The sequence below is a fragment of the Chryseobacterium nakagawai genome, from assembly GCF_900637665.1.
Classification (GTDB): Bacteria; Bacteroidota; Bacteroidia; order Flavobacteriales; family Weeksellaceae; genus Chryseobacterium; species Chryseobacterium nakagawai.
Window position 1 is genome coordinate 1,594,198 of record NZ_LR134386.1, and the last position, 19,727, is coordinate 1,613,924.

Annotated in this window: 19 protein-coding genes; 2 read left to right on the forward strand and 17 right to left on the reverse strand. The window is 41.9% G+C overall.

Annotated features, from left to right (window positions below; translation table 11 throughout):
• Positions 1-13: 13 nt before the first annotated feature.
• The 5 genes from arsB to EL260_RS07315 are packed head-to-tail and all read right to left on the reverse strand — an operon-like array spanning position 14 to position 3,103.
• Complete coding sequence (gene arsB / locus EL260_RS07295) at positions 14-1,045, reverse strand: ACR3 family arsenite efflux transporter (RefSeq protein WP_123859568.1); 1,032 nt, start codon at positions 1,043-1,045, stop codon at positions 14-16.
• Between the two features lie 7 nt (positions 1,046-1,052).
• Positions 1,053-1,430, reverse strand: coding sequence for a glycine cleavage system protein GcvH (gene gcvH, locus EL260_RS07300; RefSeq protein ID WP_123859569.1), 378 nt, complete (start codon positions 1,428-1,430; stop codon positions 1,053-1,055).
• Positions 1,431-1,447: 17 nt separating this feature from the next.
• Positions 1,448-2,221, reverse strand: coding sequence for a metallophosphoesterase family protein (locus EL260_RS07305; protein WP_123859570.1), 774 nt, complete (start codon positions 2,219-2,221; stop codon positions 1,448-1,450).
• A 30-nt stretch (positions 2,222-2,251) separates the two neighbouring features.
• The gene (locus tag EL260_RS07310; protein ID WP_123859571.1) at positions 2,252-2,716 is read right to left on the reverse strand and encodes a DUF6428 family protein; all 465 of its coding nucleotides are present in this window, start codon (positions 2,714-2,716) and stop codon (positions 2,252-2,254) included.
• Positions 2,717-2,773: 57 nt separating this feature from the next.
• A complete protein-coding gene (locus tag EL260_RS07315) occupies positions 2,774-3,103 on the reverse strand; it encodes an ArsR/SmtB family transcription factor (RefSeq protein WP_123859572.1) in 330 nt (109 codons plus the stop codon).
• Positions 3,104-3,329: 226 nt separating this feature from the next.
• Between EL260_RS07315 and EL260_RS07320 the strand changes: the two genes are divergently transcribed.
• Together EL260_RS07320 and EL260_RS07325 are read left to right on the forward strand one after the other, a co-directional pair.
• Positions 3,330-3,767 (forward strand): DUF1896 domain-containing protein, encoded by a 438-nt coding sequence (locus tag EL260_RS07320; RefSeq protein WP_048499054.1) that lies wholly within the window; start codon positions 3,330-3,332, stop codon positions 3,765-3,767.
• Positions 3,754-9,192 (forward strand): N-6 DNA methylase, encoded by a 5,439-nt coding sequence (locus EL260_RS07325; protein WP_123859573.1) that lies wholly within the window; start codon positions 3,754-3,756, stop codon positions 9,190-9,192. The genes EL260_RS07320 and EL260_RS07325 overlap by 14 nt, the downstream gene beginning before the upstream one ends.
• A 6-nt stretch (positions 9,193-9,198) precedes the next feature.
• Here the strand turns inward: EL260_RS07325 and EL260_RS07330 are convergent, their stop codons facing one another.
• The 12 genes from EL260_RS07330 to EL260_RS07385 all read right to left on the reverse strand — a co-directional run bounded on the left by EL260_RS07330 (position 9,199) and on the right by EL260_RS07385 (position 19,672).
• Entirely contained in the window at positions 9,199-10,020 is an 822-nt protein-coding gene (locus EL260_RS07330; RefSeq protein ID WP_091098934.1) for an RteC domain-containing protein, read from the reverse strand.
• 261 nt (positions 10,021-10,281) lie between these two features.
• Entirely contained in the window at positions 10,282-12,555 is a 2,274-nt protein-coding gene (locus EL260_RS07335) for a multicopper oxidase family protein (RefSeq protein WP_123859574.1), read from the reverse strand.
• Between the two features lie 168 nt (positions 12,556-12,723).
• The gene (locus tag EL260_RS07340) at positions 12,724-13,188 is read right to left on the reverse strand and encodes a heme-binding domain-containing protein (protein ID WP_123859575.1); all 465 of its coding nucleotides are present in this window, start codon (positions 13,186-13,188) and stop codon (positions 12,724-12,726) included.
• A 33-nt stretch (positions 13,189-13,221) separates the two neighbouring features.
• Positions 13,222-13,683, reverse strand: a complete 462-nt coding sequence (locus EL260_RS07345) for a hypothetical protein (protein ID WP_228445350.1) — start codon at positions 13,681-13,683, stop codon at positions 13,222-13,224.
• Entirely contained in the window at positions 13,667-14,191 is a 525-nt protein-coding gene (locus tag EL260_RS07350) for a DUF305 domain-containing protein (protein ID WP_123859576.1), read from the reverse strand. Before EL260_RS07350 ends, EL260_RS07345 begins: the two co-directional genes overlap by 17 nt.
• 10 nt (positions 14,192-14,201) lie before the next feature.
• A complete protein-coding gene (locus EL260_RS07355) occupies positions 14,202-14,855 on the reverse strand; it encodes a DUF3347 domain-containing protein (RefSeq protein WP_123859577.1) in 654 nt (217 codons plus the stop codon).
• Between the two features lie 6 nt (positions 14,856-14,861).
• Positions 14,862-16,961: a heavy metal translocating P-type ATPase gene (locus EL260_RS07360; RefSeq protein WP_198418069.1), complete on the reverse strand. Its 2,100-nt coding sequence runs from the start codon at positions 16,959-16,961 to the stop codon at positions 14,862-14,864.
• 35 nt (positions 16,962-16,996) lie between these two features.
• Positions 16,997-17,527: an AAA family ATPase gene (locus tag EL260_RS07365; protein ID WP_072885941.1), complete on the reverse strand. Its 531-nt coding sequence runs from the start codon at positions 17,525-17,527 to the stop codon at positions 16,997-16,999.
• 18 nt (positions 17,528-17,545) lie between these two features.
• Positions 17,546-17,851, reverse strand: coding sequence for a phosphoribosylpyrophosphate synthetase (locus EL260_RS07370; protein ID WP_072885940.1), 306 nt, complete (start codon positions 17,849-17,851; stop codon positions 17,546-17,548).
• 14 nt (positions 17,852-17,865) lie between these two features.
• Positions 17,866-18,741 (reverse strand): DUF3347 domain-containing protein, encoded by an 876-nt coding sequence (locus EL260_RS07375; RefSeq protein WP_034735069.1) that lies wholly within the window; start codon positions 18,739-18,741, stop codon positions 17,866-17,868.
• 268 nt (positions 18,742-19,009) lie between these two features.
• Positions 19,010-19,189, reverse strand: a complete 180-nt coding sequence (locus tag EL260_RS07380; protein ID WP_027374963.1) for a hypothetical protein — start codon at positions 19,187-19,189, stop codon at positions 19,010-19,012.
• A 261-nt stretch (positions 19,190-19,450) separates the two neighbouring features.
• Positions 19,451-19,672 carry a heavy-metal-associated domain-containing protein gene (locus tag EL260_RS07385; RefSeq protein WP_002981097.1) on the reverse strand — a complete coding sequence of 74 codons (222 nt, stop codon included), beginning with the start codon at positions 19,670-19,672 and terminating at the stop codon, positions 19,451-19,453.
• Positions 19,673-19,727 lie beyond the last annotated feature (55 nt).

Below are 19,727 nucleotides of genomic sequence, written 5' to 3' on the forward strand. Positions count from 1 at the left end.
GATGGTTATAAAATTAGTTATAATATTTTTTGTTCAACCATAAACTTGCCATGACCAAAAGTATCAATATGGGTACTTCTACCAATGGACCAATAACGCCTACAAATGCCTGTGGGGAATGAATGCCAAATACTCCTATTGCTACCGCTATTGCCAATTCAAAATTGTTTCCTGTGGCTGTAAAGGCTATTGAGGCATTTTTGTCGTAAGGAACGTTTAGGGATTTGTTGATAAAGAAGCTGACGAAAAACATCAGTACAAAATAGATGATTAACGGTATGGCAACTTTTACCACATCCATTGGCAACTCTACTATTTTATCGCCTTTCAGACTAAACATTAATACGATTGTAAAAAGTAAAGCATATAATGTAATGGGCGATATTAGGGGTACAAATTTCCTGTTATACCATTCTATGCCTTTTGATTTTACCAATGCGTAACGGCTAATAAAACCTGCTAAGAAAGGAATACCTAAGTATATCAATACGCTTTCTGTAACATCTTTCATTGATACACTTACGTTAAAGTTCGCTAAGCCTAATTTGTTGGGTAATATGTTGATGAACAGCCAAACTAAGAAACTGTAACTTATTATCTGAAAAACACTATTTAATGCGACTAACATCGCTGTATATTCTCTGTTTGCTTTAGCTAAATCACTCCATACGATTACCATTGCGATACATCTTGCCAAACCTATCAGTATCAAGCCTGTCATATAATCGGGTTCGTTCCGTAAAAACAAAATTGCTAAGCCGAACATCAAAACTGTACCGATAACCCAATTGAGCAATAAGGATATGCCAATTACTTTTTTATCTTTAAATGCTTGGGGCAATAATGTATAATCCACTTTTGCCAATGGCGGGTACATCATCAGTATCAGACCTATTGCCAAAGGAATGTTTGTCGTGCCTACGGATAGGCTGTCCGTAATTTTTGAGATACCCGGAAAGAAATGTCCCAATCCTATACCTATCGCCATTGCAAGGAATATCCATAAGGTTAGGTATCTGTCTAAGAATTTTAGTTTTGGTTGCATTGCTTGGCTAATTTGTAAGTTCTTTATATTGGTTTGATGTCAATAATTTTTCTAATTCGGTAATGTCTTTGATTTCAATTTTAATCAACCAACCATTTCCAAAAGGTTCTGAATTGATTAGTGTTGGTTCTTTTAATAGTTGCTTATTGGTTTCAATTATTTTACCCGATACAGGCATAAATAAATCGCTGACTGTTTTAACCGCTTCAACAGAGCCGAATACTTCATCCTGCTGAAAACTATATCCAACGTTTGGTAAGTCTGCATATACGATTTCGCCCAATTCACTTTGTGCAAATGCTGTGATGCCTATTGTACCTGTGTTGTCCTGTACGCTTATCCACGTATGTTCTTTTGAATATTTTAAATCGTTTGGAAATTCCATTTTTCTGATGTTTTAGATTAATAACCTCTCCTTAAATTTTCTGCATATTCGTTTGGCAATGGGCTTTCTTCAACTGCTTTTGCTGCTTTTTCAATATCATAATCAAAGCGTATAAATTCTACACTGATACTGTCTTTATCCAATACAGAACTATCTTCATTGATTGTAAGCATTATATAACCACCTCTTACATCACTGTCTTTGGGCTTTCCTACCGAACCTATATTTATGGCGTGTCTAAAATGGTTTTGTCCGTCAATACCGGAATTTAAAATACGGTGGTATGGCTTGTGTGTATGCCCAAAACACATAATGTCTGCATCAGCTTGTTCCATTATCCTAAGCATACTTTTTTCTTCCCTATCCTCAAATAAGTATTCGTTTATTTTTCTTGGACTTCCGTGTACTAATAATAAATTGAGCTTATCCTCATTCAATTGAAATTCTACCTTGATATGTGCTGGAAGTGTACGCAAATAGGCTCTTTCTTCATCTTTCATAATAGAGTTGGTAAATGAAATAGAGATTTTCCCATTGTCTTTTTCTCCGTCTGTTTTGTACGCACATCCGCAATCGTTGCTCATACGTCCAATGCCAAAATCATAATTCCCTGCAATCGTTGGTATTTTCCTTTTACGGATTTCGTTTACTACTTCATTTGCCCAAATGTTATAGCCTACCAAATCGCCTAAGCAATAAATACTATCGGGGTTTCTTTTTTCTACATCTTCAAAGAATGCTTCTAATGCAGGTAGGTTGGCGTGAATGTCGCTGAATAATGCAATTTTCATTTTTATTGATTTTTTATATGATAGTTTAATTTAACAACATCCCGAATTAGGCGTACAGCAAGCATCTTTTAATTCTACTAAGTTCACTTTTTGTTTTTCCGCAGGAATGCCGCAGGCATCACTTGCCAGGCAAGTGGTTTGTTTGTTCTTTAATACAAAATGGTTCCCGTTAAAATCCAAATCATATTTACCAATCGTTTCGCTTTGGTATTCTACCTCTATCTCGGCATCTTCGATACCCAGTTTTTCTTCAGATAGTTTAATGATGTTTAATAGTTTGGTTGGCTTTAATCGGTGTTCAAAATCGTTAGCGTTCCATAATTGGAAATTGACAACTTTTTCATTTCTTATAGTTCCGCCACAATCAATGAAGTGTTTTGTAATAATGCCTACTTCTGTAACGTGGAAATGCTCCGGTACAAATGCTCCGTTCGCTAATTGAAATTCAACATTATCTAATGCTGGTAAGATTTCTTTGATTTTTGATAGTTTCATTGTTTTTTATTTAATTGTTATATTGCTTTATTACGATTGATACATTAAAAAAAATGCTTAACAGCATTTATCAACCCCTACATTATCTACAAAGAACATATTGAGTTCATTTTTTAGCTTGTGCCAAACATTTTCATCAATGCAGTAACATACACTGGTTCCCTCGATACTTCCTTTGATGATGCCAATGCTTTTCAGTTCTTTCAAATGTTGTGAAATGGTAGCCTGTGCCAATCCTAATTCTTCCACTAAGTCATTACAAATGCAAGCTTTCTGCTTGATGATGTATTGCAGGATAGCTATACGGGCAGGATGAGCCAGTGCCTTTAAAGTGGTTGCCAAGCTGTTTTGCTGTTCTGTAAATATTTCTGTTTTTGTTACGCCCATCTTATTTGTAATAATATATCGCAATATTACGATAAATATTTAAACCACAAAAGTAGTTTGTGAAAAAACATATAGCCAAGCACCAATTCTGTATAAATAATTAGTTCAATCTTCTATTGTAAATAGCCAAATCCTGCCTTTCAAAGCCAAACCCTACAACATTATCAGAGGCATTTGCTCCTGCTTATAATTTTAGGATTTAAGTAAAATTCTAAATAAAATAAGTATGGATGTACAGCAAAAAGACCTGTCGTATTTCAGATTACGACTACAAGAATTATTAAACAGCAGCTTTCCCGAAAAGGCACACGACCAAAAATTTATTGACCAACGGTCTTCGTGGGCTGCCAATGCTTATGAGGGTGCTTTCCGTTCGGGAAACGCCGTTGAGCAATGCGACGAAATAGCCAACTACATACTTTTTGAGGGCTTGCACTTCTCCAAGTTCGACACGGTTTTCAAAGTGGTATGCAATGAATTTGATACCATAATGGCAGACGAGGAACTGCGACCGTTCGCCCTGAAAATGTTCCCCGTTTGTGAGCCTGTTTTCGCAGGATATGAATTAACCGATGATTTCGCCAACGGAAATGAGTTTGATGTACTCTACACCGAACTGACCGGAACCATCTCAATATGGATTGAGGAAAATGGGCTTCAGTAAAAAGCAACATCTCCAACTGAATATTGATGCCCTGCGAATTGCTTTTAAACTGGAAAAGGAGAAACGCCAAGCCACCGTAGGCGAAAGACTGCTAATGATGCGATACAGCGGATTTGGCGGTCTTAAATTCGTTCTGAACCCCGTAGAAAACGAAATAGACATCAATCATTGGAGAAAAACAGAACACGACCTTTTTCCATTAACGCAGGAACTCCACCAATTACTCAAAGAAAATTCCGAAGACGATAAGCAGTACCGCAGGTATGTGGACAGTATGAAAAGTTCCGTACTGACGGCTTTTTATACCCCGCCAAAGGTTATAGATGCCATTTCATCCGCCTTGCGGGATAAGGGTCTGCATATTGATAAATTCCTCGAACCCTCCGCAGGTATCGGCTCATTCATCCAATCCTTTTCGGAAAATCAGAAAGCCAGTGTTACCGCCTATGAAAAAGACTTGCTCACAGGTAAGATTTTAAAGCAGCTTTATCCTGAAAGCAATATCCGTATCAACGGTTTTGAGGAAATTCCCGAAAGGGAACAAAACAACTATGATATAATCGCCAGTAATATACCGTTCGGCGATACTTCTGTATTTGACCTTTCTTATTCACGCAGCAGAAACAGCGCAAAGGAACAGGCTGCCCGAAGCATACACAATTACTTTTTTCTGAAAGGTGCTGATATGCTCCGTGAGGGTGGTTTGTTGGCTTACATCACTTCGCAGGGCATTCTGAATAGCCCTAAGAACGAACCCATACGCAGGGCGTTGATGCAGGATAATAATTTGGTTTCGGTTGTAAGACTGCCCAACAATCTGTTTACCGAATATGCAGGTACGGAAGTGGGCAGCGACCTGATTATCCTGCAAAAAAATACGGCAAAACAAAATCTGACCGACAGGGAAGATCTGTTTTGCCAAAGCAAGCCAACCGAATACAATACGCCGGGCAATGCGCTCTTTCAGGACGGTACAAGAATTATCCATACCGACCAAAAATTAGATACCGACCCATACGGTCAACCTGCCTTAATCTATACGCATAAAGACGGTGTTGAGGGTATTGCCAAAGATTTAAAACAAATGCTTTCCGAAGATTTTGGGAACCATCTGAATTTGAATTTATACAAAGGCGAACGCAATGATGAGCCTATGATACAAATTCCGATTGAACCAAAGGTTACACCTCCGGTCATAGACCCTGCAATCGTTCAGCAAAAACCGCAGCTTATAACCACTCCGGTAGTCCATCAGGAAAGCCCACAGGAACTAAAACAACTAAGCATTTTTGACCTGTTTGAAAGTGCGGGTGAGCCTGTAATGGTGCTTGCTCCACCTAAAAGAACTACCCAAAACAAAAGGCAAAGTAGTAATAAAAGAAGAGGCACAATAGGTCGTCAACCCGACCTGTTCAGCAGTGCCAGGCAGCAACCTTATACACCGCTAAAATCCAATGGTGCTACCAATGGAAAAAGCCAAGTAAACAGCAAAAAACAGGAAGCCATCGGCGACCTGTTTTCACAAATAAACGGCAATGGCCAGTCTGATAAGACTGCCATTCCCGTTACCGATATTAACACCGTTCCTGAACCTGCTCCGTATAGCGGCGAACTGCAATTATTCCACCGGAATGATTGCCTTGTGGTGGATAACGGTTGGGTCGGCTATTTGCAAGAGGTGGATAAGGAAGACAAAAAAGCTATCTTTCATCCATTGCAATTGCCGTCGGCACAGAAAGCAAGAGCCGAAGCCTACATAGCCGTAAGGGACAGTTATATCAACCTGTACCAAAAAGAAGCTGAAAAACAGACCGAACACAGGGAAGAACGGGAAACCCTGAACCTGCTGTACGATGCCTTTACCAAAAAATACGGCAATCTCAATACTGCCGACAATGCCAAGCTGATAAAAACAGACAGTGCAGGTAAAGAAATCCCCTATCTGGAGCGTGTCATTGGCGGCATAATCCATAAAGCGGATATTTTCAGCCGTCCGGTCAGTTTCTCTACTACCACGTTAGCAACCGACAATCCCGAAGAGGCTTTAGCTGCCTCCCTGAACAAATACGGAAATGTGGATTTGGACTTTATGTCCGAAATCAGCAGCCTGCCTGCCGATACCCTGAAAGAAGCCCTGCACGGGCGGTTGTTCTACAATCCGCTACAACAGGAATATGAAATAGCCGAACGTTGGATTGCAGGCAACGTGGTGGAGAAAGCAGATGAAGTAAGAGCCTATCTCGAAAACTATCCCGATGATACCGAAGCCAAAGAAAGCCTTACCGCTTTAGAGGAAGCCCGACCAAAACGTATCGAATTTGAGGAACTGGATTTTAACCTCGGCGAACGGTGGATACCTACCGGAATTTATGCCCGTTTCGCTTCGCATTTGTTCGATGCGGATGTACTGGTTCATTACTCCGAAAGCTCCGACGACTTTTCCGTAAAGTGTCATCAGGGCAATATGCACATTTGGGAAAAATATGCGGTCAAAGCGGAAAGCCGCACGTTTGACGGTATTGCCCTGCTTAAACACGCTCTTGTCAATACCACGCCTGATATTACCAAAAAAGTAATGGTTGGCGACCAAGAGGTTAAAGTACGGGATATGGAAGCCATACAAATGGCGAACACCAAGATTGACGAAATCCGTACCGCCTTTACCGACTGGCTACACGCACAGAACGATGAGTTTAAAAACAGGCTGACCGACCAGTACAACGATACCTTTAATTGTTTCGTTCGCCCAAACTATGACGGAAGCCATCAGGAATTTCCGGGATTAGACCGCAAGGGAGCAGGCATTGAAGACCTGTATTCAAGTCAAAAGGACACCGTTTGGATGATAAAGCTGAACAACGGTGCTATCTGCGACCACGAAGTAGGCGCAGGAAAAACGCTGATAATGTGTACCGCAGCGCAGGAAATGAAGCGTTTGGGATTAGCCCATAAGCCGATGATTATCGGGCTGAAAGCAAATATACCTGCCATTGCCGAAGACTACCGTAAAGCCTATCCACACGCCAAAATCCTTTATCCGGGTATTGATGATTTTACGCCGAAAAAACGCCTGCGGATTTTCGGGGATATTAAAAATAATGATTGGGATTGCGTGATACTTACGCACGACCAGTTCGGAATGATACCGCAATCGCCCGAAATACAAAAGGAAATCCTCGAAATAGAACTGGACAGCGTAGAGCGCAATCTCGATGCCCTGAAATCGCAGGGCAAGGAAGTGACAAGGGGAATGCTCGCCGGGGTAATCAAGCGGAAAGAAAATCTTGAAGTAAAGCTGAAAACGCTGCAACACGATATTGAAAACCGTAAGGATGATATTGTGGACTTTAAGATGATGGGCATAGACCATTTGTTTGTGGACGAAAGCCACCAGTTCAAAAACCTGATGTTCAACACCCGTCATACACGGGTTGCCGGACTGGGGAACGTGGACGGCAGCCAAAAGGCACTGAACCTGCTGTTTGCAATCCGCACCATTCAGGAGCGTACCAATGCGGATATGGGTGCAACCTTTCTTTCGGGTACAACCATCAGCAATTCATTAACGGAATTGTACCTGCTGTTTAAATACCTGCGCCCCCGTGCATTGGAAAAACAGGGTATTCATTCCTTTGATGCGTGGGCAGCTATCTATGCACGGAAAACGACCGATTATGAATTTTCGGTAGCTAACAATATTGTAGCAAAAGAGCGTTTCCGCTACTTTATCAAAGTGCCGGAACTGGCACAGTTCTATTCTGAAATCACGGATTACAGAACGGCTAAGGATATTGGTATTGACCGCCCCACTAAGAACGAGGTATTGTACAACATACCGCCAACGCCCGACCAAGAAGCCTTTATCCAAAGCCTGATGCAGTTTGCCAAAACGGGCGATGCTACTTTACTCGGTAGAGAACCATTATCGCAAAGGGAAGAAAAAGCAAAGATGCTCATTGCGACGGACTATGCCCGTAAGATGTCGCTCGATATGCGTATGGTAAGTGGTATATACGACGACCATCCTGACAACAAGGCTTCGCATTGTGCGGTAAATATCGCCAAGTATTACAACCAGTTCAACGCACAGAAAGGAACGCAGTTCGTTTTCTCCGATTTGGGAACCTACAAGCCCGGCGAATGGAACGTGTACTCCGAAATAAAACGCAAACTCGTGGAGGACCACGGCATACCTGCGCACGAAGTAAGGTTTATTCAGGAAGCGAAAAATGATAAGCAACGTAAGGAACTTATCAACGGAATGAACGAGGGCAAAATCCGTGTACTGTTCGGTTCTACAAGTATGCTCGGAACTGGCGTAAACGCACAGAAAAGAGCTGTTGCCGTTCATCATTTAGATACACCGTGGCGACCGTCTGACCTTGCCCAAAGGGACGGGCGGGCAATCAGAAAAGGCAATGAGATTGCCAAATTCTTTGCCGATAATAAAGTTGCTGTGATTATCTATGCAGTTGAAAAATCGTTGGACAGTTACAAATTCAACCTGCTGTATAATAAGCAGCTTTTCATCGACCAGTTAAAGACTAACAACCTGACCAAAAGAACGATTGACGAGGGAAGTATGGACGAAAAATCGGGAATGAACTTTTCGGAATATGTGGCAATCCTGTCAGGAAATACAGACCTGTTGGATAAAGCCAAACTGGAAAAACAGATTGCCGGACTGGAAAGCGAAAAGCAGGCGTTCAACCGCTCTAAATCCAGTGCCAAATTTAAGGTACAGGATTATATGGAAATGTTGCAAAGCACTCAATCCCGTTTGAGCCGGATGAGTACCGACTGGGAAAACTTACAGCAACGCCTGCAAAAGCGTTCGGACGGTACAATCGAAAACCCTGTGCTGTTAGATGGCTTGCCGCCCAATGCAAATCCGAAACAAATAGGCGCAAAACTGAACGAGATTGCGAACAAAGCCCCCACGGCAGGCGACTATCGTGAAATAGGCAACCTCTACGGGTTTCAATTATTGGTTAAAACAGAACTTCCAAAGGATAATTCAACACTCGAAAGGGTCAATAGATTTTTTATAACTGGCGAGGGCAATATCAAGTACACCTACAATAACGGTCTGATGGCAAAAGACCCCGAAACCGCCGCAATGAATTTTTTAAGGGCTTTGGAAAAACTTCCGGGCTTTGTGAAGCAGGAGCAGGAGAAAATCGCTGAAATACAAAAAGACCTGCCGATACTTCAGGAAGTGGTTAACGGTACTTGGGCTAAGGAAAGTCGATTGAGTGAGCTTAAAACGGAACTGGCTGCCGTAGAAAGAAAGATACAGCTATCTATTACGCCGGAAACCAAACAAGATGCTTCGGAGCAGGCAGAAAAGCAGAATGAAGCCCCAAAGGTGCAGGAAAGCATTATACGGACAAAAGGCGTTCATTCACCTCGTGGCGTATTATAATAGTCGTTACTTTTCGTCCTTTTCGTCCATTTTTTTTATTAGGGCTTCACAGAGGCTGTCAAGGAATTTGGTTCGGTTTATCTTACGGGCTTTCAGTTCCATAAACGTGTGGTAAAAATCGCCTAACTCAATATTAAAGGCTTCTTCAAAAGTTTTAGCTATCAATTTTATGTCTGTATTCCCATTGTTAAATACACCGTGGGAGTACAGTGCATATATGAGTTCCGTCAGTGCCGTTTTACTTGCCGTCCATTTCAATGAATTGTCCGAACCCCTTTTCACATTGATGTTATTGAGCCTGTCTTCCAAATAAACTTGTATCAGGTCATTGGCAATAATCTTGGCAACCTTATAATCGTGTGAAGTAGAAAAACGATGGTCTGCTTCAAAATAAAATGTGTCTAACCACAGCCTTATATCGTGCTTGCCACGCACAAAGAATTTTTCGTCAACGAAAGAATTATTGCTGCGGTAATACTTGTAAAAATCAAGGTTGTTTTCAAAGAACCTTTTTAGCTTTTTCAGTTCTTTGGTAAAATATTTCTTGGTACGCTTGTTCCCGTAGGGTCTTCTTGTTTCGATTTTATAGATGGCATTGTAGTAGATGAGCTTTGAAACAATAACAGGTTTCTGATACTTGAAAAAATGGATTTCTTCTTCCATATTCTTAAAGTCATTTTTCAGTACAAAGTCCTTTAAGTCGGCAAGGCTTTGTATGATATGGTGTATAACGGCTTCAATTCTTTTTATGGGGCAGTCGGTTTCAATCTCCAGTTCCTGGATTGCAGTTTCCAATTTAAGATATGTTTCATTGTAAAATTTATCCATTCGCTTCATTTTGATGTAATATATTATTGGTTAATACAGAAAAGCTAACACTGTTCGTATTAGCTTATGATGCAATTACTGCTTAAAAAAATTCAACCTCTACCGTATTGATGATGGAACGATAGATAGATTTTTGTTGCATACTTTAAAGGGTTGTAGTATGATGCAGGTTAGTCTTTGCGAATTACACCTGCATCACCTCCTTTTTTTTACCGATATTTTTTTACGGTTATGCAGTTTACAACCCTTAGTTATTTAATTTTAATAAGTCAATGCCAGCCCCACACCAAAGCCCATATCGCTATCATAGTGGGTACGTATACCTATATTCTTATTAATGATATATCTAAGTTCTGCCATATACTCAAAATCTGTGTTGACCATAAAGCCGCCTCTTAATCTTTTCGAGATAGGAATATCCTCACGCATCAACGATAGCCTTACAATACCATCGTGATATACCTCTGCCTGAAAATTAACAAGCATTGGCAAAGTGTACATAACACCTAAGCTAACAGCCCTGCGTGTATCTTTTTCATTCTTTTGCCCGAACAGATTTGTTTCGTGTTCGTCTATCCCCATTTTACGATAACGCCAGTCAAAGCCAATAAATGGCATGAGCCATTGCATTTTACCGATATATCGCCCCAAGTGGGTTTCAACTTCATAACCGTGCATATCATTGTAACCTAAACGCCATTCTGTACCCAAGCTCCATCTTGCGTTTTGGAGCATTGCCTCTCCGTCATTACCATTGGTGGCAAAATCATTCTGCGCCATGAAATGGGGCATATTGCTTTCCCTCTGTAATGCTTTATAGGCTTTAGCCTTATCGGGTAAGTATGGGTTTTGGTAGTCGCCTACGGCAAACACCCTGTTCATTCCCGACATCATGTGATATAAGATATGGCAATGGAAGAACCAGTCGCCGTCCACGTTTGCTGCAAATTCAAGGGTGTCTGTTTCCATCGGCATAATATCAATGATATTTTTAAGCGGTGCATTTTCACCTTTGCCGTTCAATACCCTAAAATCAAATCCGTGGAGGTGCATCGGGTGGCGCATCATAGAGTTGTTATGAATAGTAATACGCAGTATTTCTCCTTTCTTAACGGGTATTTTATCCGTTTCGGAAAGCACCTTATTGTCCATGCTCCAAACGTAGCGGTTCATATTTCCGGTAAGGGTAAATTTTACATCTTTTACAGGCGCATCTTTGGGAAGTGTTGTATTGTAGGGAGATTTGAGCATGGCATAGTTTAAGGTAACAATATCTCCCAACGCATTTGCATTATAACGGTTGGGGTCATTATCCATGTTCATACCATCGTGCTTGCTGTGGTCTGCTTTCTTGCCTGCTTCGCCTGTAATTTCCGGGTACATCACTACGTTCATATCCATTTGGTTCAGGCTCATATTCATACCCATATCGTCCAGGTCGCCATTCATCTTCATCATATCGTTCATCATCTTCATCCCCTCAAAATATTTCAATCGTGGAAGTGGAGAAATAAGCTGCTTGATGCCGTTACCTATAAAGTAGCTTGCCGATTGTGTCCTGTCCTCGGTTGTAGCTAAAAACTCATACGACAAACCATCGTCAGGAATGGTAACTACTATATCGTATGTTTCGGAAACCGCAATGATTAACCTGTCCACCTCAACGGGTTCCACATCGTTACCGTCATTTGCCACCACGGTAATCTTACCCCCGGCATAACGCAGCCAGAAATAGGAAGATGCACCACCATTGGATATACGGAGCCGCACCTTATCCCCCGCCTTTAAGGTTTTACCATCAACCGTTTTTAGCTCCGGCGCATTGCTGCCATTAATAAGGATTTTATCATAATACACATCGCTTACGTCCATTGCCAGCATCCGTTTCCATTCATTCTTTACTTTTATGCCAAATTTCCCCTCTCTAATAGCTTCAACGTATGATTGCGTAGCCCCTTTTTTGATGGCAGCCCAATCATTGGCATTGTGCAACATCCGGTTAATGTTGTTGGGATTATAATTTGTCCATTCGCTTAGGATGATGGGCACAGTGGGCAAATCGTCAATCCCTTTCCTAAAGGTCTTATCATCCTCACGTTTTTTCATTACAAAATTGCCGTACATTCCTATCTGCTCCTGCAATCCTGAATGGGAATGATACCAGTGCGTACCGTGCTGAATAATAGGGAAACGATAGGTATAGGTAGTACCGGGCTTAATCGGCTGTTGTGTAAGATGGGGTACACCGTCCTCTTTATTGGGCAGGAATACGCCGTGCCAGTGCAATGATGTACTTTCCTTTAACTGATTGTGTACTACAATTTCGGCAGTATCACCCTCGGTGAAAGTGAGCGTAGGCATCGGGATTTGCCCGTTTACGGCAATCGCTCTTTTTTGCTTGCCTGCATAGTTGACAAGCGTATCTTTTACATACAAATCGTAATGCACTACTTTCTGTGCAAACAGGGTCTGCGTGCAAAGCAGTATCAGTACCGTTTGCAGTATTCTTATCGGTATTTTTTTATGTCTGTTCATTATTCTTTAAATTTTGTTTAATACAATCTTTCATTGTTCCAAGCCACTTCATCAAAACCTGCTTATATTATTTGCAGCAATCTTTCCTATGGATGAAAATTGCTTTGAGTATTTTGATTGCTCCTTTAAGCACGCTATTTGCTAACTGTTTTAAATTTTCCATTTGCATCAGTTCTTAAATGAAATACTATCTTCCATTGCCTCGAACCATTTCATCAAAACCTGCTTATCCTCTTGCGACAATATAGCATTTCGATGAATGAGTGTGTATGACGCTAAGGGCATTTCTCCGTCCTTAACCTGCCCCGCCATAGCCCTGAACTTATTTCGCTGCCTGCGGGCAGAATAGGCTCCAAAGTCGCTAAAGTTGAGTTCTTCCTTACCTTTTTTGATATGCTGTGCCATATACCACGCTCCGGGTTGGATACGGCTATACCACGGGTAACTGGTATTGTTGCTATGGCAGTCATAACAGGACTGGATAAGGATAGCCTTTACATTTTGCGGTACGGCATATACCTTTTCAATATGGGAGGCTGTTACTTCATCCGACTGGTTCCGTAACGGCTGAAAAAACTGTAAGCCGATTAAGATAACAGCCAACCCCAATATGATTTTCTTCGTTAAAGACATAAATATTTCATTGTTACTTAATTTAAAATTTGGCTACTGTTTTTTTAAATAGTTAGTGTAATTGTCCTTGCTTTCAAAGTAGGACACTTCACCGCTGTTTCCCGTAACGGCAATTACCGCAAGGGCTTTATCCACCTGTTTATGGGAATAGGGGTCTGTTGCTACCCGCACGGTGGCATCCTTTGGAATACGCTCCTTGCACATTTCGCAGCAGCCGTAGTACGTTTTATCTTCAAATTTTACGTCAAACTGCTTTTTGCCCATATAGGCATCGTTAACCATACAGACTTCATCCGATGAAACCAATTCGCCTATTTGGGCATGATGTTCGTGGCTTTCCGGAGTTGCCTGCGAATGGTGCTGTGCCGCTTCATCCTTATTTGACCCTGCCTGCCCGCAAGCGGTGAATAGCAGGGTTAATAGGGAAATAAAGCCAATTATTATTTTGCTCATGTTGAAACTATTTTTTGAAATTTTATTATTTACTTTCTTCAAACTCTTTCAGTTTTCGCTTCATCAATGCAATTTCTTCCGCTTGGGTTTCAAGTATGTTTTTTTGCAACTGTATCAGTTCCGGGTCGGTCAGCTTTGCCTTTTCGGACATTAATATTGCTGCTGCGTGATGGGGTATCATACCTTTTGCAAATTGTTTATCCCCCACATTGATTTGCTCCCTGATGCCAAACCACGAAAAGATGCCAACGGCGACTGAAACTATGGCTATCAACCAATTCATTTTCCTGTTGACGTACATCGCTTTCATTATCACTAATTCGATAAGCAACATTGCCGAGGTCATCAGCAGGGTCATGTACAAATTGTTGATATTGAGTATAAGGTTCTGCCATCCGTCTATCATAGCATACATCAGAAAGTACATTGCGCCGAACATTACGACAGCCATAACCACAAAGCGTTTGTACATGGCTAAAGCGTGTTTTGAATTGTGCGCACCATGCCCTGAAGCATGACCTGTATGGTGGTTGTTCTGCATATTTTCCATAACCCTGAATTTATTTACGGTTAATTGTTTGCTGCACCTTACCGCAGCTAATCATTTTTGAGCCGTAGTAAGGATTTTTGATTTCTTTGCTTTCGCTGAACCAAACAGCACCCTTGCCGTCATTGAACATCGGGCAATGGTCTTGATACAATGTTTGTGGTGTACCGAACAAACTAACCAGGTCTTTCAAATCTTCGCTAAGCGAGGCTAAATGTTCCCGTTGGTGGTCTATATTGCCTGCATTCTCCCCGATATGTTCCGCATTTTCCTTAGCATCATCGGCAATGTCCATGTATTTACTGTGCTTATCGGCAGGAATGGAGTTCATATCCACCTTGTTTAAAGTAGCAAACAGCTTTTTACCTGCGCTGGCAGCAGCTTTGTCATTGTTTGAAGCAAGGGCGTTCTTCAATGACAGATAATCGGTAATTATGGGTGCAATAGAAAAGGTTGTGGTTGCTGTTTTCACCGTTTCACCTTTTGATGTATCGGTAACGGCAGTAGTTGTTACCGTATCATTCTCTTTTGGTTGGGCAGAAGACTGTTCTTCTGATACCACAGCACTGTCATTTGAAGACTTCTCACTTTTATTGGAAGTCTGATTGCATGACACTGTTACAAATGCCATGATAACTGCAACGATTGATAATGTTATATTTTTCATTTTTATTTATTTTTTGATTTTTAAAAAACTTGCATTAATAGCCACTACAATGGTGCTTACGCTCATCAGCACAGCACCCATAGCGGGGCTTAAAATAAATTTGGGATAAAGTACGCCTGCGGCAAGAGGGATTGCTACCACGTTGTAGCCAACCGCCCATATCAGGTTTTGTACCATCTTTTTATAAGTAAGTTTGCCGAAGTCAATCAGTTTGACCACATCCCTCGGGTCACTGTCCACCAATATAATATCCGCAGTTTCGGCTGCCACATCTGTACCGGAACCCACAGCAATACCTACGTCTGCCTGCGCCAATGCAGGTGCATCATTTACACCATCACCAGTCATTGCTACGATTTCGCCTTTTGCCTGAAATTCCTTTACTTTCTCCTGCTTGTTATGCGGAAGTACATTAGCCAAATACCCGTCCATTCCTAATTTTTCAGCTACCGCAGCAGCAATCTTGTCATTGTCCCCGGTAAGCAGAAAAGATTTGATGTTCATATTTTTGAGTTCATCAACCGCCTGCCCGGAACCCTCACGGATGCTGTCTGCTAAGGTGATGATGCCAATTACCCGGTCTTCAATGAGAACGAAATTTACCGTTTCGGCTTCCTGATTGATTTCTGTTGGGATTTTGGGTAGTGAAAGGTGGTTTTCGGTGAAATAATTCGGTCCCGCTGCTACGACATTTTTCCCGTTTACAACACCTTTTACACCTATTCCCTGCATATAGCTAAAGTTTTCAGACTTCCATAAGGTGAGGCTCCTTTGTTTCAATGCAGCCATGATACCTTTTGCAATATGGTGTTCTGAATTTTGCTGTACTGCGGCAGCATACTGTATAACCTCATCGGCATTGTATTCATCCGTTAAGGGTAAAACCTTTTCTACTGCGTGGGAACCTTTGGTGAGCGTTCCGGTCTTATCAAAAATGATGGTAGATAGCTTGCGGGTCGTTTCAAATGCCGTGCGGTTGCGGATAAGCAGCCCATTGGTCGCAGATAGCGTTGTGGAAATGGCGACCACCAACGGGATAGCCACGCCCAATGCGTGGGGGCAAGCTGTTACCATTACCGTAACCATCCGTTCTAATGCGAAAGCAATATCTCCGGTGCTGCTAAACCAATAAATGAATGTAGCTACACCAACAGCAATTGCAATAAAAGTGAGCCATTTTGCTACTTTGTCCGCAAGGTTTTGTGTATTGGACTTGGTAGCCTGTGCCTCTTGTACAAGATTGATAACCCTGTTCAGGTAGCTGTCTTTTCCAACCGCTGTTACCTTAACTTTCACAGCACCATCACCATTGATAGAGCCTGCAATAACCTTGCTGTTGGCTTCTTTTTTTACCGGAACACTTTCCCCGGTAAGCATACTTTCATTGATGTACGAAAGCCCCTCCAGTACCAATCCGTCGGCGGGAATTTTTTCTCCCGGTTTTATGATAACTGTTTCACCGCTTTGCAGTTCTTCGAGCTTTATCTTTACGGCTTCTCCGTTCCGCTCCACCGTAACATCATTGGGCAACAAAGCCACCAATGATTGCAATGCCCGTGAAGCAGCCATTTGGGAACGCATTTCCAACCAATGCCCTAAAAGCATAATGTCAATAAGGGTTGCCAGTTCCCAAAAGAAATCCATCCCCTGCAAACCAAATACTACGGCTACCGAATAGATGTAGGCTACCGATATGGCGATGGCAACAAGGGTCATCATGCCTATGGCTTTGGCTTTTATCTCGCCAATCATTCCTTTTAGGAATGGCAAGCCCCCATAGATATAAATCACCGTACCTAACGCAAGCAGCACATATTTATCGCCACTAAAAGTAAAGCTAAAGCCTAACCACTGCTGTATCATGTGCGACAGCAGCAGGATAGGAATTGTAATGACGAGGCTTACCCAAAAACGTGCAAGGAAATCGCCTGTATGATGCCCCTCATGTTTATCAAAACTTTCTTTAGCATGGTCATGGTGAGAATGCCCTGAATGCCCATGTTCTGATGTGTGTTCATGAGAAGCTGACGCACCGCCAACGGGAACCAATGCCATGCCACAGAGCGGGCATTTTCCCGGTTCGTCTTTTAGCACCTGTGGGTGCATAGGACACGTGTATTTATTCATAATCGCATAAAATATTATAGATTGTTAAGAATGAACTGAACCCTTTCTTCCGGTGGCAGCACAGGCACGTGTACAATCGGAAAAGACAGGGATTTATAAACTTCGATTATAAGAGAATGTATATGGCGTTGTTCACTTTCATTTTCGGTTCTCGCATAATCCTTTACAAGCGGGAGCCTGTCAAGTATAAATACTTTCTTATAATCAACATGCGCTAAAGCAGCATTCAGCAGGGCATCCGGTTCAAGCCCTAAAAAACGATAGTAGGCAAGGGCATCGGGTATAGCCCTATCCAAAAATACCGCTTCCTCCGGGTCGAGCTTTGCTTCCTGTTCAATCTGCATTTTCAGTACGCCTTGTTGAAATTCCAGCTTATTTTCCCTGATTTCCGCTACGGTCTTTCCGCCGATGCTCATCGTTTCTATGTAATGCCGGGCATGTTCTATGGCTGTATTATATCCTTTTTCAGCCAAGAGGTTCACAACCGTAGTTTTACCTGTTGATGGGCCTCCCGTAATGACATACCAATTTGTCCTGTTCTTCATAACAAGGGGTTTTAAAAGTTATGTTGCACTTAATTTTTTTGCCATCTCATGGGTCATTTCTTCGGCATAAGCACCATAGGCATCAACAAGTACGCCTTTATTCTTACCATCATTGGACGATATGGCATAAATCACGGCATTGTTATCAGGACTGCTGTCGAGGCTTTCAAACCTATGGGTTTCCGTAACCGTAAAATCCTCCGGTTTTAGTTTCAGGCTCCTTGACGCACAGAACAGGCAGTCCGGCAACAGACTAAAGTCCATACTGTATCCACGCTGTCTTAGGTCTTTAAGCGCCTGCACCATGTCATTGTACTGTACCATAGCTTTCAGACCTGTTATTTAATGGTTTCGACCGTACTGCCGCAGGTAAGCATCTGTGAGCCGTAATATGGGTTTTTAACAGCATTCTCTTTACTTAGCCAATTGGCTCCCTTACCTCCGTTGTACATAGGGCAGTGCTGGTAATAAACGGGAGTATCCTGTTTAGACACTTTGGCCAGTGTGTAGATGCTTCCCGAAAGTGCCGCAAAAGCACTTCTTTGTTTTGCAACATCTTTTGATTTTGAAATGCTTTCCGCATTGGCCGTCAAGTCCTGCATCACTTTCATCCAAGCCGTATGTTCCTCTGCCGATAGCTTATTCATATCGACTGCTTTAAGGGATGCAGCCAATTCAGCGGCTTTGGCAGATGCGGTCGCCGCATCGGTTTTTATCAAAGCATCTTTCACTGAAAAGTAGTTGTCAAATACAGCCTTTAGCTGTGATTGGTTTTGGGCTGCATCTTTGTTAGCTGCCATTTGGCTATGGTCGTGATTGCCATGTCCGGCATTCATGTCCATTCCCGCCTCCTTGTTTTTGGCAACCGTCTTCACTGGTCTATCATACTGGCAGCAACCAGCCAGTTTAGCATATACGTCATCCGGCGCACGGAACTTCTCACTGTCATAACCAGCCAAAGCGATACGTTTCAGGATTTCATCCTGATTTGTTTTGTCGCCGTCATAGGTGAGCGTAGCCATCTTGGTATCTTTGTTCCAGTCAACACTGGCTACCTTTTTTACGTTACCTGCTTTTTCGATGGTGGTTTTGCATATACCACAATTGCCGTAAATCTTTACGGTTTCTGTTTTCGCATTCTTGATTTGTGCGAAGCCGTTTATTGATGATAGTAATACGGCGATTACCATCACTATTTTTGATAATGATTTCATAATAATTACATTTTGAGAAACGGGGGATTGATAAACCCATTTCTGTTTTAAATTTTGAATAAATGATACAAATAGGGGATTTGCAAAAGCCGGAACAGCTTCTGACAGGACACACCTATGGCTATCAGGCCATAGTTTTAGCTTATTTTAGGCGGTAGCCAAATGGAGAAAAAGCCCGAAGAATAGTAGGCTTCTTTAAAACCGAATTTGTGCTTTTTAGCCGCTGCTAAGTGATTTTTTGCCTTTAATTCGATTATGGTTGGGACATTTAGGGAAGTGGTTGAAGCACCGCACCTGCAAGAGCTGTGTGAACAACCGCCCCCGCATTTGTCACTTTTGCATTTTTTACAGGATTTGCTCTTGCAACCTTTTTTATGTTCTGATTTTTTGGATTTCTCCTTTGAGCAGGAAGACTGCTCGGTCTTTGTTGAATTTTTGGAACAGGCATAGCTCTGACTTGGCATCATAAAGAAAACCAAACAGAACAATGTCAAAATGCCTATATGTATTCTATAATTTTTCAACGCAACAAAGTTACAAATTAGATTGGTTTTTTATATAGTTTTACGTTTTTTTTGCTATATGGAAAAATAATGCCATATACGCAATAACCTATCGCCTTTTTTCAGAATTGATAAAATGCCCTTTTTCATCAACCCAACCTCATGGAAATTCGGTCGGAAAAAGGGCATTTCAAAAAGTTGCTGGCTTAGGCATCCAAAGGTTCTATTTTGAAGCCTGCCTTTTGCACGGTCGATATTACTTCCTGCTCGGTAATGCCCTCGGACTTCACGGTAAGTACCTTGTCCTTGTTGGCCGTGTCCACTTCCCAATGGCAGATGCCCTCTGCCTTGTCCAAGTGCGGCTTTACAGATGCGATACAACCGCCGCAATTGATGTTCGTCTTGAATTGAAATTGTTTATTTTCCATTGTTTACAAATTTTAGAGTTATCTGATAATGCAAATTTCCGTACTATTCAGTTAG